Source organism: Flavobacterium sp., assembly GCF_027531905.1.
GTDB lineage: Bacteria > Bacteroidota > Bacteroidia > Flavobacteriales > Flavobacteriaceae > Flavobacterium.
Map to the genome: position 1 here is coordinate 94517 of NZ_JAPZSU010000016.1, position 18020 is coordinate 112536.

The window sequence follows — 18020 nt, forward strand, 5'->3', positions numbered from 1 at the left end:
AATTGCAAGTCTTGTTTTTCGGATTTTGATTTTTAAGCTAATGAATATACAGACTTTATTTTATGTTTTTTATGAAAGGTACTTTCTTGAATATCCAGTATATTACTAAACCAATTAGCGCTAACCACCATAATTTCAAAAGGAAAATTACCAACGACAGCAAATGAAACCAACCAGATTGCAACGCATCCAAGATTTGAATTCCAATAGCTGGCTCAAAGTAATACCCTTGTTTTTCATTGGCTACCAATTCCTGTTTTACAACTTCTCTTTGGTACAACTGAAGGGTAATGGTGCTGTAATTGATTTGGTCTTGAAGAGATAAATTATCTATAAGACTAGTATCACTTGCAGCTTTTTGACTCTCAAGTTGCGTTTCGGCATTTATAATATCATTGATTTTTTTACCTTTTGTATCAATGGCATTGGCTACTCTTTTTTCACTGGTAGCACTTCTTTTTTGCAACAATTCATTGGATAGTAATCGTAGTGCTACATCATCTGCTTTGATTAATCGGTAGTCTAAATAATCAATTTCTTTGGCAATTTCTTTTACCACAGTATCCATATTTTGTTGAGGTACACGCAGGGTGATGGTGTTTTCAACTTGGTATTTAGTGGTTTCTAGCGTGCTGTCTTGACTAATTTTAGTACTTATTTTGTCATTTATGGTACTTTGAAGGTTGGAGTAAGTAACCAAACCGCCCCATTTTTTAGTGGTATTCTCAATCAAGTTGGTCGATTGTACGACACTTTTTACTTTGAATTTGATATCTGCTGTTCGAATGAGCTTCCTTTTTTCTACAGTTTTTGGAGTTGCAGTGGTTTTTTCTGAGGTGTTGGCCACGGTTGCGCTATCGGCAACAGCTGTGGCATAATCGGCGGTTTCTTCTGCCGAAACATCAGCTTTTTTACACGAAAATAGTACTACTGCGATGATTACGGCTAGGATGCCTGCTTTTGCAATTGTTTTCATAAATAAAATAGTTTAATAGATTAAAAAAGGGTTAAAATTCAAATAAAAGTTCCAAAATGGAGTAAGTGTAGTTTTTTAATCAATACCTAATTTTGTTTAGTGAAGTAGTACTTTTTTTACCTATTAAAAAGTGTGCCAATTTTTTTGAGGAAGAAGACAGAAGGCATTTTTTTGTCGTAATTTTGGAGCTTAAAATAATTATTATTGAGAGTCTCTGAATTTTATACTATAGACAATCCTTCACTTTTTAAGGAACAACTGTTGCATTGGGCACAGCAGTTTCGTGAAGTTGCTTTTTTGGATAGCAATAATTACCCACAAGCGTATTCCAGTTATGATTGTTTGTTGGCTGTAGACGCTTTCACGCTGCTACAAACTGATTATGATAATGCTTTTGAGGATTTAAAACAGTACCAGCAAACGACCAAGGATTGGCTGTTTGGCTATTTATCTTATGATTTAAAAAACGATAGCGAACGCTTGCAATCCAATAATTTCGATGGCTTGGATTTTCCAGATTTATTCTTCTTTCAGCCCAAAAAGATTTTTTTGCTAAAAGGCAATCAGCTCGAGACTCGATATTTGCATTTATGTGATGACGAGTTGCAAGAAGATTATCAAGATATCACGACTATTGTTCCTCAACAAAGTACCACTTCCGAGTCTGTTGAGGTACAAGCTAGAATAGACCAAAAAAAATACATCGAGCAAGTACAAAAAATGCAGGAATACATTCATAAAGGCGATATTTATGAAGCCAATTTTTGTATGGAATTTTATGCAGAAAATGCAACCATTCAACCGCTCGATAAGTTTCAAAAGTTAAACGCTATTTCGCAACCACCCTTTGCAGTTTTCTTAAAAAATAACCAACACTATTTGTTGTCTGCCACGCCAGAACGCTATTTGAGAAAAGAAGGAGAAGATTTGATTTCGCAACCCATAAAAGGAACCGCAAAACGCTACGAAGACTCAGCGGCTGATGAAAAAGCAAAAGATGATTTGGCTTCAAATCCAAAGGAACGCGCTGAAAATATTATGATTACAGATTTGGTTCGCAATGATTTATCACGAACCGCCCAAAAAGGTTCGGTGCAAGTAGAAGAACTTTGTGGCATTTATTCTTTTATGCAAGTCCATCAAATGATTTCAACCATCACCTCAAAAATGGACGAAAAATATTCAGTTATTGATGTATTGCGCCTTACTTTTCCAATGGGAAGTATGACGGGAGCTCCCAAAATTTCGGCTATGAAAATCATCGAAGAATTAGAAGCGACCAAAAGAGGTTTGTACAGCGGGGCAGTAGGTTATTTCACTCCCGAAGGCGATTTTGATTTCAATGTCGTGATTCGCAGTATTTTGTACAATCAAAAGAAGCAATACCTTTCTTTTTCGGTCGGAAGTGCTATCACAGCGCTATCGGTGCCAGAGCAAGAATACGAGGAATGTTTGCTCAAAGCCAAAGCAATGAAAACCGTATTAGAATAAAATTTTTAAAACAGAAACTATTTTTAGGAGCGCTAACAGTAGGCTTTTTTGTTAATAGGGTTTCCAGCTATTCGCTATATTTTTTTTTTATTTTACCCTGTCAGGGTTCAAAACCCTGTCAGGGTAAAATAAAAAAAGGATGCCGCTTCTATCTGGGCTAAAGACCAACAATTGTCTATTTTTGGAAACAAAATCTCGAAATTAAAATAAATTAAAAACGTAACGACATAGAACCATAGTTTAATAGCTAATGAACTTGGAAGCAATATGAAGCAACACTATTCTACACAATAGATGAGCTATGTGAATAGTAAAACGTCTATTGGCTTCTCTTAAAAACAATAAACGCTATGATTCTATGTGGTAAAAAACCATTTGACCCAACGGTTATCTAATAAAAAATGTAAATTTGAGCATGCAAAACCTCTTTTACCAACATCTACAAACGCAATTTCCGTTTCTCGAAAACAAAAAATTATTGTTAGCCGTAAGTGGTGGTATAGACAGTATGGTACTTTTGCATTTATTGCAACAATTGCCTTATACCATTGCCATCGCGCATTGTAATTTTCAACTCCGTGGTATTGAAAGTTTTGAAGACCAAAGTTTTGTTCAAGAGTATGCTCTTCAACATCAAATTCCCTTTTATTGCACTCAATTCGATACTCAGGCATTTGCCAATGATTATAAACTTTCCACACAAGTTGCCGCAAGGGAACTGCGTTACGATTGGTTTTACGAGCAATTAGAAACGCATCATTATGATTTTATTGTAACAGCACATCACGCCGATGATAATTTGGAAACTTTTTTGATTAATCTCTCCAGAGGTACAGGTTTGGATGGTTTGTGCGGGATTCCCGCCCAGAATGAAGCGGTAATTCGACCTTTGTTGCCTTTTTCTAGAGCAGCAATTGAAGCGTATGCAAAAGAGAATCACTTGCAATGGCGCGAAGATAGTAGCAACGCTTCGGATAAATACTTGCGTAACCAAATTCGGCATCATCTAGTTCCCATGCTCAAAGAACTGAATCCAGATTTTTTAACGGCTTTTGGAACCACTCAGGAGTATTTGCAACAAGCACAAGAATTGGTTTCAGATGCGGCTAGTATGGTGTATCAGCAAGTAGCAAGAGAAGAAGGGGACACCATTTATTTTGATTTAAAACAAGTATTGCGCTTGCCAAATTATGCCTCTTATTTGTACCAATGGCTTAAGGAATATGGCTTTTCGGCTTGGGATGATATTTACAATTTGGTGTATAGCCAATCAGGAAAACAAGTATTTTCGTCAGAATACAGATTACTCAAAGACCGCGATTTTTTTATTTTGAGTCCAATGCAAGAACCTGAAAAGGAAATGTATTTCATCGAAAAAAATCAAGATAAAGTTAAGATTCCCTTAAAACTCCAGTTTTGTGAAGTAACAGACATTTACAAAGCAGATTCAAGTATTATCTTTGTCGATGAATCAAAGTTAGCCTATCCTTTGGTGCTCAGAAAATGGCAAGAAGGCGACTTCTTTTTTCCTTTGGGAATGAAAGGCAAAAGCAAGAAAGTAAGTAAGTTTTTTAAAGATGAAAAAATGGCACTTTTAGACAAAGAAAATACTTGGCTTTTGTGTTCCAATGATGCCATTGTTTGGGTAATAGGAAAGCGAGCTGACGAACGATTTAAAGTAGAGGACACCACCAACACAATTTTAAAAATAGAATTAATATAAGTTATAGTAATGAAAAAACACCTTCTTTTAGGACTTTTAGTTTTCTTTTGTAGTTTGGGTAACGCCCAAATTTTGGACCCAGTAAAATGGACCACCAAAATCGAGCAAAAATCAGCAACCAATTTTATAATAACATTCAATGCGACCATCGAAAACGAATGGCACGTATATTCACAGTTTACTCCAGATGGTGGTCCACTGCCTTTAGAAGTTAACTTCAAAAATCAAAAAGGGAATTATACTTTGGTAGGAAAAGCCAAAGAGAGTAAAACAAGAACTGCTTATAATGATATTTTTGAAGTAAATGAAACTTTTTTTGAGAAAAAAGTACAAATAACTCAAGAAATAAGTCTAGTAAATAAAGGCGTTAAGACCATAGAAGTAGAGCTGAATTTTCAAGCTTGCAAAGAAGTTTGTATCAATCTCGAAAAGAAGTTTAGCATTGCCATTCCTGAGTTGAAAAACGCTACTACAACAGCATCTCCAACTACTCCGATTAATGATTTAGTAAAAGATACGACTGAGCAGACAATAGATTCTGCAACAACAGTTGTCGCTGACACTGTAAAAGATTCGGTTGCTACTGAGACTTCTCAAATAGCTCCAGCAAAAAGCGCAACAACAGAACACGGGTTGTGGGCGATTTTCTTTATTGCTTTTTTATCAGGTTTTGCAGCATTGTTAACGCCTTGTGTTTTTCCAATGATTCCAATGACCGTAAGTTTCTTTACCAAGCAAAGCAAAAACAAAGCGGCAGGTATCAGAAACGCCATTATCTACGGAATTTCAATTATCGTTATTTATGTAGGTTTGGGCTTATTGGTCACTTGGATTTTTGGTGCCGATGCGCTGAATGCTTTATCGACAAATGTTTGGTTTAACCTTATTTTTTTCATTTTGTTGGTAGTGTTTGCAACCTCTTTTTTAGGGGCTTTCGAAATTATGTTACCGAATTCGTGGGCAAACAAAGTAGACAGTCAAGCCGACCGTGGTGGAATTATAGGCATTTTGTTTATGGCATTGGCATTAGCCATTGTGTCTTTTTCTTGTACAGGTCCTATTGTTGGAACTTTATTAGTAGAAGCTGCTTCTAAAGGCGGAATTGCACCAGTAGTTGGGATGTTAGGTTTTTCATTGGCATTAGCCTTACCTTTTATGTTGTTCGCAATGTTCCCAGGTTGGTTGAATTCTTTACCTAAATCTGGAGGTTGGTTGAATACCGTAAAAGTAGTTCTTGGATTTTTAGAATTGGCTTTGGCTTTCAAATTTTTATCCAATGCAGATTTGGTATTGCAATTGCATTTGCTAGAGCGCGAAGTGTTTATCGCGATTTGGATTGCTATTTTTGGAGCGTTATCGTTGTATCTTTTTGGAAAAATCACACTACCACACGATAGTCCAGTAGGACACATTTCTGTGGGTAGATTGTATATGGGATTACTTTCATTGGTATTTACCTTTTATTTAATTCCTGGATTATGGGGTGCTCCATTGAAATTTATCAATGCTTTTCCTCCACCAATGGAATATAGCGAAAGCCCAATGGGATTTGGAGGCTCATCTACTAGTGTAGCTACAAAAGAGTTACCTGATGGAGGCAAAATTGGTCCTCACGGGATTGTTGTTTTTGATGATTATGAAGAAGGTTTGGCTTATGCCAAAAAAGTAAATAAACCCATTATGCTCGATTTTACAGGTTTTGCTTGTGTAAATTGCCGTAAAATGGAAAACAATGTTTGGTCCAATCCTAATGTGTTGTCTATTTTAAAAGAGAAAGTAGTTGTGATTTCATTGTATGTAGACGATAAAAGAGAATTGCCGAAAAATGAACAGTTTTTCTCTAAAGCTACCGAATCAGAGATAGAAACAATAGGGGATAAGTGGACTGATTTTATGATTACAAGATACAAAACCAATACGCAGCCTTTGTATGTCTTGACGGATTTAGAAGGGAAAAGCTTGAATACAAAACAACCTACTATAAGTTTTGTTGATGTAGAAGAATACGAGGCTTGGCTAAAAGCGGGTATTGCTAAATTTTAAAGTTCAATATATTTTTTTAATCCCATCTGTGAAAACGGATGGGATTTCTTATTTTTACGAATTATCAATAAACCAACCAATATGAAAAAAGTATTACTGCTCCCTTTTTTGTTTTTGTGTCTTTCGGCATTAGGACAAGAAAAGAAACCCAACTATGTAGCTGAAAATTATACCAAGCAAGAAGTGCGAATTAAAATGCGCGATGGCTTAGAATTATTTACAGCTATTTATTCCCCAAAAGACACTTCCAAAAAGTATCCTATCGTAATGCAACGTACTCCCTATAATTGCGCACCTTACGGACCAGACCAGTTTAAAAGAAGCATTGCTCCCAACGAGACGATGATGAAAGAAGGATACATTGTGGTGTATCAAGATGTGAGAGGGCGCTATATGAGCGATGGTTTATACGACAATATGAGAGGCTATATTCCAAATAAAAAAGGAAAAACGGAGGTTGATGAGGCTTCAGATACTTATGATACTATTGATTGGTTGGTGAAAAATGTAGCCAATAACAATGGAAATGTGGGGACTTGGGGAATTTCATATCCAGGTTATTATGCTTCTTATTCTTTGTTGAGTGGGCATCCTGCACTAAAAGCGGTTTCTCCTCAGGCTTGTATTAGTGATTTCTTCTTTGATGACTTTCATCATAATGGGGCTTATTTATTAAGCTATTGGAAGGTGACACCACTTTTTGGTCCTCAAAAAACAAAGCCAACTACAGAAGCTTGGTTTAAATTCCCAAATGTAGGTACTAATGATGACTATCAGTTCTTTTTAAATGCCGGTCCGTTAGTGAATTTGGACAAATATTACGATTCGTCTAATGAATTTTGGCAACAATTAAAAGAACATTCAAGCTATGATGAATTTTGGCAAAAAAGAGGCTTGTTACAGCATTTAAAAAATATCAAACCAGCTGTTATGATTGTTGGAGGTTGGTTCGATGCTGAGGATTTGTATGGTCCATTGAATACGTATTCTATCATAGAAAAAAGCAGTAAAAATTACAATACTATTGTTATGGGGCCTTGGAGCCACGGCGATTGGGCTAGAAATTCAGAAAAGCAAATCATTGGAAATATTAATTTTGGTGACAGTATTTCTGGTTTTTATCAAAAGAATATTGAGGCTAATTTTTTCCGTCATTTCTTGAAAAATAATGGAAAAGGGGAGAACAAATTACCCGAAGCTTATGTTTTTGATACAGGAAGAAAAGAATGGAAAACCTACAATACTTGGCCTCCAATAAACACAGAGAAACAACAATTCTATTTGCAACCGCAACAAAAATTGACTAAAAATGCTGGAGCAGTCTCTTTTGAGGAATTTGTCAGTGACCCAAAGAAACCAGTGCCACATTCTGAAGATATCAAGCAACAAGGTTTGACTCCAAGAAAATATATGACCGATGACCAGCGATTTGCGGCTAGGAGACCTGATGTTTTGGTTTTTGAAACCGATGTTTTAGCGGAAGATGTTACCTTGGCGGGAGATATTTTAGCCAAATTGCAAGTAGCTACCACTGGAACCGATGCGGATTGGATAGTTAAGGTTGTGGATGTTTTTCCAAATGACGAACCAGAAACAAAAGAAGTGCAGCCGTATTTAAAAATGAGCAATTATCATATGATGGTGCGCAGTGAGGTAATGAGAGGTCGTTTTCGTAATAGTTTTGTAAATCCAGAACCTTTTGTTGCCAACGAGAAAACTCCGGTAAATGTAAAATTGCAAGATGTTTTTCATACCTTCAAAAAAGGACATAAAATTCAAATTCAAGTGCAAAGTACTTGGTTTCCTTTGATTGATTTGAATCCTCAAACTTTTGTGCCGAACATTTTTTATGCCAAGCCAGAGGATTTCAAAAAACAAACCCATCGGGTATATTCAGACTCAGCTATTGAATTCACTGTTTTAAAATAATTTCAAAGTAAATTCAAAATACTTAAAAAAGAGATTAATCGTAAACAAAAACCGCAAGAGTTTCTAAATGGTAGCTCTTGTGGTTTTTTATTTTTATATCCAATTTTAGCTCAGCTTGAAACTATGCAGGTTTAGAAAACGAATTGGATATTGTAGTCCTGATTTGTTTTAGATTGTTGATGCACAGTGTGGGCACGGATTGCAAATTCGAGCTATCAGGGTTTGAATAAAGAGGTTTTTTTAATAAACTAATATAGAACTTTTTTTAAAAAAATGCAATTTGTCGTGCACCCTATAAGAAGGTAAATTTTATTTTATTTTATTTTTTATTTATGGAGTTATTTATCTCCATTATTTGTTAATCCAATATTTTGAAGAAGATTTCTAATTTTGTCTTCGTTTTTAATTGAAAATGACTTAATCGTCCCATTAACATTTAATATTAATATTATTTCAGTGTCTGTAATTAAACCTTTACCATATATTCTTGAAGTTCTTAAACCCCATCCTTGAAAATCAGACAAAGCATCTATTTTTTTTATTTCATAGAAAGTAATATCATTATATTTAATTTTTTGGGTTCTTATTACAAATGGTTTAAAATCATAGGTTAAATATTCATTGTAAAAACTTAGTTTTAAATTCGAAAAAACACATACCATAATGACCATTAATGAGAACATTACAATGATTGAAAATATAAAGATTTTTGGCGTGTCATTATTTTTAATCCCAGAAAATACTTCTGCAACGCAGTAAATTATTGGAAAAATTAACGGTATCGCAATAAAGCGATTAAAATTTGTTCTCTCTATATAAATCATTTTTTAAAGTTTTAAAATTAATTAAGGTTTTTATGTTTTCAATATTCTCTTTAAATGATATTGTATTGTTAAAATAAACTAAAATTAAACCGGCCGTCATGGAGATAAAAAAAGTTCCTAATCCGTGAATTAAAAAAATAAGAAAATGAAATAAAAATGAAATACAAAAAAATATATATCTATTTTTTTGTTTCATAAAAATTGATAGAGACAAAAAGAATTCTAAAAATATCACAGACCAAGTAATTATAAATAAGGAAAAATTATTTTCAAATAAAAAACCAAATATTGTTTTAAAAAAAATATTTGCGCCAAACAAACTATCATTAAACCAATAATACATAGCTGTACCATTGTTCCACTCTTTTTGGTAAATTTTTTCAATACATGCTTGCAAATAAATAATAGACATTTGAATTTTAATAAATAATAAATTGAGTTTTAAAAATAAATTGTTACTAATAAAACTTAACTTGTATCCATTTAATTTGATGTTGTTTAGGCAAAATGGAATAATAAGCAGGGTCAAAATCATATTTATTTGATCTCCACCTTCACTTACTAACATTGTATTGTACATAGAAAATGTAATTACAAAATGAAGTATTGAAGTTATTGCAGGTAAAATTCCAAATATCACAATAATTAATACAGTTGTACATATGTAAAATGGTATTTGAACATTGTCAAAGTATAAGAAAATATTAATTTTTTCAATACCAAACGCACTATTTTTTAATCTTGAAATATGGTAATCAGGAAATAAGGCATGCGTATTTGAAAACAAAATTGTAATTAACATACTGATTGCTAAAATACTTCTTGAAATCATTAAATTATTTATGGATATCTTATTCATTAATTAAATTTATATTGATTAAACTGTTCTTGATAAATTTCTCTTGACCACTATTTATCCATGTGTAGGGGATTTTTTTTCGAATCATTATTATGTATTTTCCATTTTCCATTAATTTAATTCTATTATTTTTTATTATTTTTATTGATTTAGAATCATCAAAATTATTCAATTGTAGATTTTGGGTGGAAACTGTTTCCCAATGGGCATCTTTTGGAATTAATTCAATAATATTTGATAAGTCATATGATAATAATCTTGAATTTCTAGAGAAACCAAATAAATTTTCTACTGATTGATTTAATAATTTAATTGGAATTATTTTGTTGTTATTATCGTATTTATAGATATAAACTTCATCTTCCAGGGGGTTTCTCGTGAAGAAACCCCAACCCTCTGGAAAAAGAGCATTTATATTTCTTTTGATACTGATTTCATTACTTACAATATTTTCTTTGATGGAAGATATGAAAATAATAAAAATCAACAAAAACCAAAAAAATGTAACTAAAATTCTTTTCATTTGTTAATAAAACTAGTTAACTCCACAATTATATTTTGGTTTTTGATACTTTTTTCAGAAATAGTATCCTCGGATAAACCCCAAACCCAGTATTTATTATATGCAACTACTTGTACAGCACCAACTGCAGTATATGCCGCAACTGCTACGGATACTGCTGCTGCTGCTGCATAAACTACACAAACACCTGCAAAGACGGAACACATTGCAACATTATTACGATTGGTACTATTTTGCTTTTGTAAAAGTTTGTTAAATGCCTCTTTACCTTCATCTGTTCTTAAGTCAATTGAATTAAGTTCTTTTCTAAACTTGTCTGAATTTAATAGGTTATTAAATTTAGTATAATTAATACCATACTCCTTTGAAGATATTATTGATTGTTCAATTAAATTCCCTGAATAATTTAAGTATTCACTAATTTTCTGAAAATCATTAGAGTTTATTACTTTTTTTAGGTTTTCAAAATAACTAGGATCTTTTATTTTAATGTACCTTATGACATAATTTGATAATGTATTTAAATCAGAAATTATTTGGTTGTAATTATTTAAGTTTTCTAATTCTTTCAAATTATTATTTAAAGCGGTAATGTTTTTTGGTATTTCACCTTGATAGAAAAAATTCCTTTGAAAATTTCTTCACCTGAAATTTGTTTCTTTTCCGAGTGTTCATCATTGTTTGTGCTGCAACTTACAAACAAAAAGTTTGCGATTAAAAGGAAAATAAATATTGGATTATGTGCAATTCTTCTAATTTTTTTCATATTAAATGATTTTTATTTTTAAATTTTTTTTTTTTGTTGTCCTGATTATGATTGATAGTCTAAAACATTCAGGTCTATAATTTACAAACTGGAGTACAAATTGTTAATCAGTTTTTTTTAACAATCGCATAAATATGAGGTGGTAAGCCTCTTGTATTTTACCCTAAACCGTTATTTCAATTTTTCCTATTAGCGTTTCGTATAGATCAAAGGTATCTGACAACTAACTTATAGGTGCTAAGCTCCTTCTCATATCACCCTAAAAAAAGGTAGCTTTGAGAATGTTTGTTCCCTTTTTTTCTCGACTTTCAAAATTTATGCGATTTTATTACAATATTTTCTCAACGCCAAAAATATTTATTAAAATTCTTAAAATCAATACCCCCTTTTGGTGATTTTTCATTTTTTTTTTTAACATCAGTAATTTTTTTTTTTTGATTGTCCGTTTTCTGTCATAATCCTGTAATACCAGCAATTACTAGCCTGTCAAATAGTTTTTGTCTCGTCCTAAAATAAGTTTACATATTTATAGTTAACCCGATGGCTCATTGTCAGCAATTAACAAGCGATGCCCTCTCTTTGATCAATTTCAATTACAGGAAAAACAATTATCATTGGTTTCAAAAATGAAAATTAAATTTACTTACAAAAGTGATAAAGGTGATTTTGATGAATATTTTAACGATGAACCTTTGTGGTCAGAAGGTTATAAATAGATGCAATCAATGATTTATTTTATGTAGAGAGTAGAGCTGCTATGTATTTTGCTTCTAGTCGATTTCATTCATTTGAATTGAAGTTTTTTGGGATAGTGTCTTTGAAATTTATACATTTAATGTTTGATTATTCTAAAGTCATTTTTAAATAGAATAACCACGGAACCCATTTTTAAGATAACTAACACTCCAACAATAAAAAACAACCAAACGAAAGCCTTATTCATAATGAACCTAACAATTTCCGTAAAACAATTAGGAAAAAAACATCCTATTCTTCAAGAAAAAAGTATTGAAATAGCTGCTTCAAAGGCTGTTATATCCGTTAATTTGCTATTGCACTTAGTTGTAGAACAACAGGTAAATCAATTTATGGCTTCTTCATTTGAGATAGACGATGAAGACAAAACGCATCTTCCAAAAGAGAATTACCTTCCAATTCTTATCGACACTGGAAAAGTGAGTTTTGGAGCTTTATACAACCAAAGCAAACCCGATTTAGCTAGAGCCCAAGAAACCGCAATTCAAGCATTTGAAGACGGAATGTATGCTATTTTTTATGGCGATGATGAACTTCTAAAACTAAATCAAGAAATCGACTTGTCTGAAAACAAAACGGTTACTTTTATACGATTGACTTTTCTGGCTGGAAGTTATTGGTAAAAATGTGTTAAGAATCATGAAAAAAAGTAGTTATAGTCGTTTAATAGACGTTGTTTTTTATTGTCTTTTATCGAAACTGCTTAAACTTGTATAATAATAATAAATCGAACTATATGTCTTTAGAAACTACGCTTGAGCACAAGAAAATAAATAATCCAATTAAGGAATTCAAAAAGCAATTAAAAGAAATTGCTGAAAGTGGGCTGTTATCCAATTTATTCTCCAAAACCAAACTCAAAAAAGAAGTTGCCACTTTTGGACTGGAATTATTGAAGTTAGAAGACAACTACAATAATAATTACGTTTCTTTAGGTTCTAAACCGCTCACTGTTTTTGAAAAATATGTTACAGAAAATCTTTGGGACGATACGAATTATTATGAACTTTTGATTTATTTTTTTGGTGCAGAAAATGCCCAATATGTAAAGGAAGCTTGGAACAGATTGCCTTATAAAATGTATCAAAACGGTTATGCAAGAAGATCTTTTAGAGCACCAAATAACAAAAAATATTTACTGGTAAATCAGATTAACTTCTTGCGCTCCATAATTGCTGCACCTTCTATTTATAATTATCAAGATAGCAAATATTATGATTTAACTCTTGAAGAACAAGTTCGCTATGATAATGAAATAAGCAACAACCAAAATCAGTTTATGATTTGGTCAGCAGCTTTGGATATGGGAAATACCCAATTGTATCAATTGATGGAAGACATTATCTTCAATAAAGATGCTGTTGGAAAAGTATCTCGGGGTATTATAAAAGCATTATTGAATAGTGAGAAAAAAGAATGTTGGGAATTAGTCGAAAAACTACTTTTATCTGCCCAACGTCAAGAAGGATTGCGTCAAACGGTTTTAGAAGCATTAGACGAAACCAGTGTAGGCGCATTGGAATACATGATAAATGTAATTATCGAAAATAAATTAAGTCGTTTTTCATCGGTTGTAAGAGCTATCGATACTTGGACAGGTTTAGGTTGGGATGCTGAAAAAGAAACCACTATTAGAGGAATTATTCAATTAGCACAAGGTTATTTTTCCAAACCAGAAACCATTGAAACAGGAATTCAAAGCAAAAACAATAATGAAGTTTATATGGCACTTTGGGTGCAAGGTGTTTTGGATGTTGAAAAAACAGTGCCACATTTGCATAAATTATTAGAAAAAGGTTCGATTGAGAAGCAATGTTTGGCACTCAAATTTGCTGGAGAAACCAATGATCCTTATATCGAAATGCCTTTGTATTATAAAGCATTGAACGATGATAATTTGCAAGTATTAGCATTCTCATTGCATAGAATGGAATCCTTGTTGAATGCAAATTCTAAATCAAAATTTTATATTGATAATGCTGATTATCCAAACTTCTTTGAGAAAGTTTATGATTTATCACAAAAAATTACTGTTAAAGATAAAACCTTTGAAAGCAAAGTTTTCTCTTGGTTGACAGTCAAATTTGAAAAAGACACTTTGTACTCTTGTGCCATTCATTTGATAGGCGATAAAAATGAAAAATTAGATAGCATCTTACATCATTTTGAAGAATTCTCGCTATCCATAAGAGAGAAACTTGCTCGAGAGATTTTAGAGGATTTCTATTGCTATTCTTTTCATTATCTAAATCAAAATACCTGTAAAAAAGAACCAACCGATTTTCAAAGAAATTTTGCGGTTCGAATTCTAAAAGATAGAGGAGAAGCATTGGTTGCCACTGCAATTTGCGCACTTAAAAAAGTTGATTTATCGGCATCAGAATTAGGAACTTTTCAAGGTTTATTCAAAAGAAAGAATTCAAATTTGAAAAAGCATCTTACTACTATGTTGTTGCAACAAAAGGATTCTAAAATTGAACAGTTTGTAAATCAATTAATTGATAACGGTGATTTAGAGCAGCGTTTATCTGCATTGGATATCATGATGCAATTGCAAAAAGCAAATAAAATGACTGATAAAGTTGGTGACTGGGTAAAAGTTTATGCTGAAAAACCAAAAATCACTGAGAAAGAAACGAAGTTTTTGGAACAACTAAATCCGAATGAAAACAAGCAGTTGCTTTCTGTTGAAAATGGATATGGTTTTTATAATCCAAAAGCAATTGCTCCTTATGCTTTACCAAAAATGGAAGCGGATTCAGTATATTCTAAATTGACTCAAAAAGATAAATATGGTTTTACACAACCTTTGTCTAAAATAAAAATCGAATTAGAAAAACTACTAAAGCTGTATCAAGAAAATGCAAATTATGAATACGAAACAGAAAATTGGAATAACAGCAAAGAGACAGTTTTGCTGGGAAATGACTTTTCTCCAATTGTTCGTAATACCGAAAATTTTACCAACGAACAATTGTTTCAAAATTATCCCTTGCACAACGTTTGGCAACAATGGATGGAAGATTCTGGTTTAGTTGCAAGTGATTTGTTTTTGTTGACTTTTGTTGAAAACTGTGATAGAAAGGTTTTTAGAGAAGTACTTCAAGATTATGTTTTTTATCACAAAGACACAATTCCAAATCCTACTAAAAATGGCTATTCTTGGAACAATCCAATTAAAAATATTTTATATTGTTTAAGTCTTAAATATTCTTTTGAGGATAAGGATTCCTTTTTGATTGATGCCTGTACTAAACTGTATTCCAATCTTCCAAAATCGGTTATCGAATACAAATACGTTCCCAAAAAAGACGATTATTATTACAACAGAAAAGGAGACGGATGGCAATCGGAAAATTTCTTTGATGTATTTTTAAATGCTATCAACGATTTTGATGAATTGACTGAAAATGAAAAAATAAAGTTGTGGCAGCTTTACCGATGGAGACAGTTTACAGGTTTGAAAGAAAATATTGAACACTCTATACCACCATTGCATTTATATTGTGAAGCTTATCATCAAAAAGTAATTGCTAAAGATGAAATTTATGAGGGTATTTTGGATTCTGAACGTCTTCGATTTTTAACGGATAGTAAAAACAGATTTCAACATTATCATAATTGCACCACAGAAATTTTATTACAAAAATATGATTTCTTGCAACCCATGATTGACAATATAAGAGATACGTTCTTGGATATTGAAGTTAAACGAGGCGACTCCAATACTGCTGTAACTAAGTTTGTTCAAAGTTTTCAAAAGATTTATGGCATTAATCGATTTGTAGAATTGTTGCAAGGTTTAGGAAAAGGAAGTTTGTACAAAGGCTATATTTATTATTGGAATAATGAAGAAATGTCTAAACAAAAGCTGTTTAGTTCATTATTGAAAAATTGTTATCCAAAAGAAACCGACACTTTTGAAAGTTTTAGTGAAATTATCAAAAAAGAAAAATTCACAGAAGAACGTCTGATTCAGGCAGCGATTTATGCGCCACAATGGCAAAAGTTTATTAGCAATTATTTAGATTGGAATGGGCTAGATGAAGGAATTTGGTGGTTACACGCTCACACGAAAACCGCAAGTTATAGCTCGGTTAATTCCGAATTGGAAAGTGAAATGGCTAAATATTCTGCCGTAGATTTACAAGATTTTAAAGATGGAGCAGTCGATAAAGATTGGTTTTTATCAGCCTATAAAAAGTTAGGAAAAGCCAAATGGGAAATGCTATATGAATCTGCCAAATATATTTCTGACGGAAATGGTCACAGAAGAGCAAGATTATATTCGGACACACTTACTGGTGATTTGAAAATTCGTGAAGTTACCGCCAAGGTAAAAGACAAACGCGATCAGGATTATTTGCGTGTTTACGGATTGGTTCCGTTAAGTAAAACCAATCCCGAAAAAGATGTTTTGGCTCGTTATGAATATTTACAGCAATTTAAAAAAGAAAGCAAGGAATTTGGTTCCATGAAGCAAACTAGCGAAGCACTCGCCATTCGGGTTGCTATGGAAAACCTAGCTCGAAATGCAGGTTATCCAGACCCAATTCGATTGACTTGGGCTATGGAAACTAAGCAAGTACAAAATATTTTATCTAAAGAGACTCAACTTACAATTGACGGAATTACTATTGGTTTAACAATAGATAAAGAAGGAAAAGCAGAATTAATTACTTATAAAGAGAACAAAGAATTAAAAGCGATTCCTGCCAAATTGAAAAAGGAACCCGCTGTATTAGAACTTGGAAACCATCGAAAAGTGATGCGTGAGCAATGGACACGTTCCAGAAAAGGATTGGAAGAGGCGATGATTCGAGGCGATGAGTTTTTGTATGCTGAAATGCAGAACTTATTTGAGCATCCAGTAATTTCAAAGCATTTGGAGAAATTGGTTTTTGTAACAAATGATAATCAAGTTGGTTTCTTTGTTGATGGAAATTTAGTTTCTTCTCAAGGTGAAGTTATTTCGTTGATTGAAAATGCGACTTTCAGAATTGCACATTGTTTTGATTTACATAAAAATAAAGTTTGGACAGATTTTCAAAGCTATTGTTTCGATAACAAATTAAAGCAACCGTTCAAACAAATTTTTAGAGAATTATATGTTCCCACGCCAGATGAATTAAAAGAAAAATCCATTTCTCGACGTTATGCTGGTCATCAAGTACAACCAAAACAAACCTTAGCCTTATTAAAAGCAAGGGGTTGGAAAGTAGATTATGAAGAAGGATTGCAAAAAGTGTTTCATAAAGAAGGCTATCAAGTCAAATTATACGCAATGGCAGATTGGTTCTCGCCAGCCGATGTTGAAAGTCCTACTTTAGAAACCATAGAATTTCATTCTTTAAAAGATTATAAAAATATTGCTTTTGAAGATATTAACCCAAGAATATTCTCTGAAATAATGCGAGATATTGACTTGGTAGTCAGTGTAGCTCACGTTGGCGGAGTTGATCCAGAAGCAAGTCATTCGTCAATAGAAATGAGAGCGGTATTGCTGCGTGAAACATTACGTTTATTTAAGTTGTCTAATGTTGAAGTCAAAGAAAATCATGCCATTATCAAAGGAACTTTGGCAGATTATAGCATTCATTTAGGAAGTGCCGTTGTGCATCAAATGCCTGGGAAATATTTATCTATTTTACCAATCCATTCGCAACACAGAGGTAGATTATTTTTGCCATTTGCTGATGAAGATCCAAAAGCGGCAGAAGTTATGTCAAAAGTTTTATTATTTTCCAAAGATAATGAAATTCAAGATCCAACTGTTTTGAGTCAGATTGATAGAAAAATTAGTACTACTTAAAAATAAATCATTAAAAATCAAATATAGCCGTACCTTTTATGAAATAGTCGAAGCCACTACAGATTACCCAAATTTGATGAGGTAGAAATTTGCCGATGAGGACATAAAAATAAAAAACAATGCCCAACGGACTATTCGTAAATGCCTTGATAAGGCAGATTTGAAAGTCGTGCGAACAGTTCATTGATTAAAAAAAATATTTTTGCACATGCAAACTATCAGGTTCCTGTGAAAAATTAGTATGATTTAATTCAAGAAAAATACAATTTTGATGCAATTTTGGATTGCATAATTCACTCAACAATTCGGTTCGAAGAC

Annotated in this window: 12 protein-coding genes; 6 read left to right on the forward strand and 6 right to left on the reverse strand. The window is 32.6% G+C overall.

Annotated elements, in window-relative coordinates; translation table 11 throughout:
- Positions 1-55: 55 nt before the first annotated feature.
- Positions 56-976, reverse strand: coding sequence for a DUF4349 domain-containing protein (locus O9307_RS05550; protein ID WP_298296148.1), 921 nt, complete (start codon positions 974-976; stop codon positions 56-58).
- Positions 977-1180: 204 nt separating this feature from the next.
- On the opposite strand from O9307_RS05550, the gene O9307_RS05555 reads away from it, so the two are divergent.
- The 4 genes from O9307_RS05555 to O9307_RS05570 all read left to right on the forward strand — a co-directional run bounded on the left by O9307_RS05555 (position 1181) and on the right by O9307_RS05570 (position 8162).
- Positions 1181-2467 carry an anthranilate synthase component I family protein gene (locus tag O9307_RS05555; RefSeq protein WP_298296151.1) on the forward strand — a complete coding sequence of 429 codons (1287 nt, stop codon included), beginning with the start codon at positions 1181-1183 and terminating at the stop codon, positions 2465-2467.
- A 415-nt stretch (positions 2468-2882) separates the two neighbouring features.
- The gene (gene tilS, locus O9307_RS05560) at positions 2883-4190 is read left to right on the forward strand and encodes a tRNA lysidine(34) synthetase TilS (protein WP_298296153.1); all 1308 of its coding nucleotides are present in this window, start codon (positions 2883-2885) and stop codon (positions 4188-4190) included.
- Positions 4191-4199: 9 nt separating this feature from the next.
- Entirely contained in the window at positions 4200-6233 is a 2034-nt protein-coding gene (locus tag O9307_RS05565; protein ID WP_298296155.1) for a thioredoxin family protein, read from the forward strand.
- 81 nt (positions 6234-6314) lie between these two features.
- Positions 6315-8162 carry a CocE/NonD family hydrolase gene (locus tag O9307_RS05570; RefSeq protein WP_298296157.1) on the forward strand — a complete coding sequence of 616 codons (1848 nt, stop codon included), beginning with the start codon at positions 6315-6317 and terminating at the stop codon, positions 8160-8162.
- A 338-nt stretch (positions 8163-8500) separates the two neighbouring features.
- Here O9307_RS05570 and O9307_RS05575 read toward each other — a convergent pair whose 3' ends face one another.
- From O9307_RS05575 to O9307_RS05595, 5 genes are read right to left on the reverse strand one after another with little or no spacing between them, the layout of a single operon-like run.
- Positions 8501-8986 (reverse strand): hypothetical protein, encoded by a 486-nt coding sequence (locus O9307_RS05575; RefSeq protein ID WP_298296159.1) that lies wholly within the window; start codon positions 8984-8986, stop codon positions 8501-8503.
- Positions 8958-9845, reverse strand: a complete 888-nt coding sequence (locus tag O9307_RS05580; protein ID WP_298296161.1) for a hypothetical protein — start codon at positions 9843-9845, stop codon at positions 8958-8960. Before O9307_RS05580 ends, O9307_RS05575 begins: the two co-directional genes overlap by 29 nt.
- The gene (locus tag O9307_RS05585) at positions 9838-10368 is read right to left on the reverse strand and encodes an SdpA family antimicrobial peptide system protein (protein WP_298296163.1); all 531 of its coding nucleotides are present in this window, start codon (positions 10366-10368) and stop codon (positions 9838-9840) included. The genes O9307_RS05580 and O9307_RS05585 overlap by 8 nt, the downstream gene beginning before the upstream one ends.
- Complete coding sequence (locus tag O9307_RS05590) at positions 10365-10940, reverse strand: hypothetical protein (RefSeq protein ID WP_298296165.1); 576 nt, start codon at positions 10938-10940, stop codon at positions 10365-10367. Before O9307_RS05590 ends, O9307_RS05585 begins: the two co-directional genes overlap by 4 nt.
- An 8-nt stretch (positions 10941-10948) precedes the next feature.
- Complete coding sequence (locus tag O9307_RS05595) at positions 10949-11134, reverse strand: hypothetical protein (RefSeq protein ID WP_298296167.1); 186 nt, start codon at positions 11132-11134, stop codon at positions 10949-10951.
- 944 nt (positions 11135-12078) lie between these two features.
- On the opposite strand from O9307_RS05595, the gene O9307_RS05600 reads away from it, so the two are divergent.
- Positions 12079-12513 carry a hypothetical protein gene (locus tag O9307_RS05600; RefSeq protein ID WP_298296169.1) on the forward strand — a complete coding sequence of 145 codons (435 nt, stop codon included), beginning with the start codon at positions 12079-12081 and terminating at the stop codon, positions 12511-12513.
- A 113-nt stretch (positions 12514-12626) separates the two neighbouring features.
- Entirely contained in the window at positions 12627-17702 is a 5076-nt protein-coding gene (locus tag O9307_RS05605; RefSeq protein ID WP_298296170.1) for a DUF4132 domain-containing protein, read from the forward strand.
- The last annotated feature ends 318 nt before the right edge of the window (positions 17703-18020 follow it).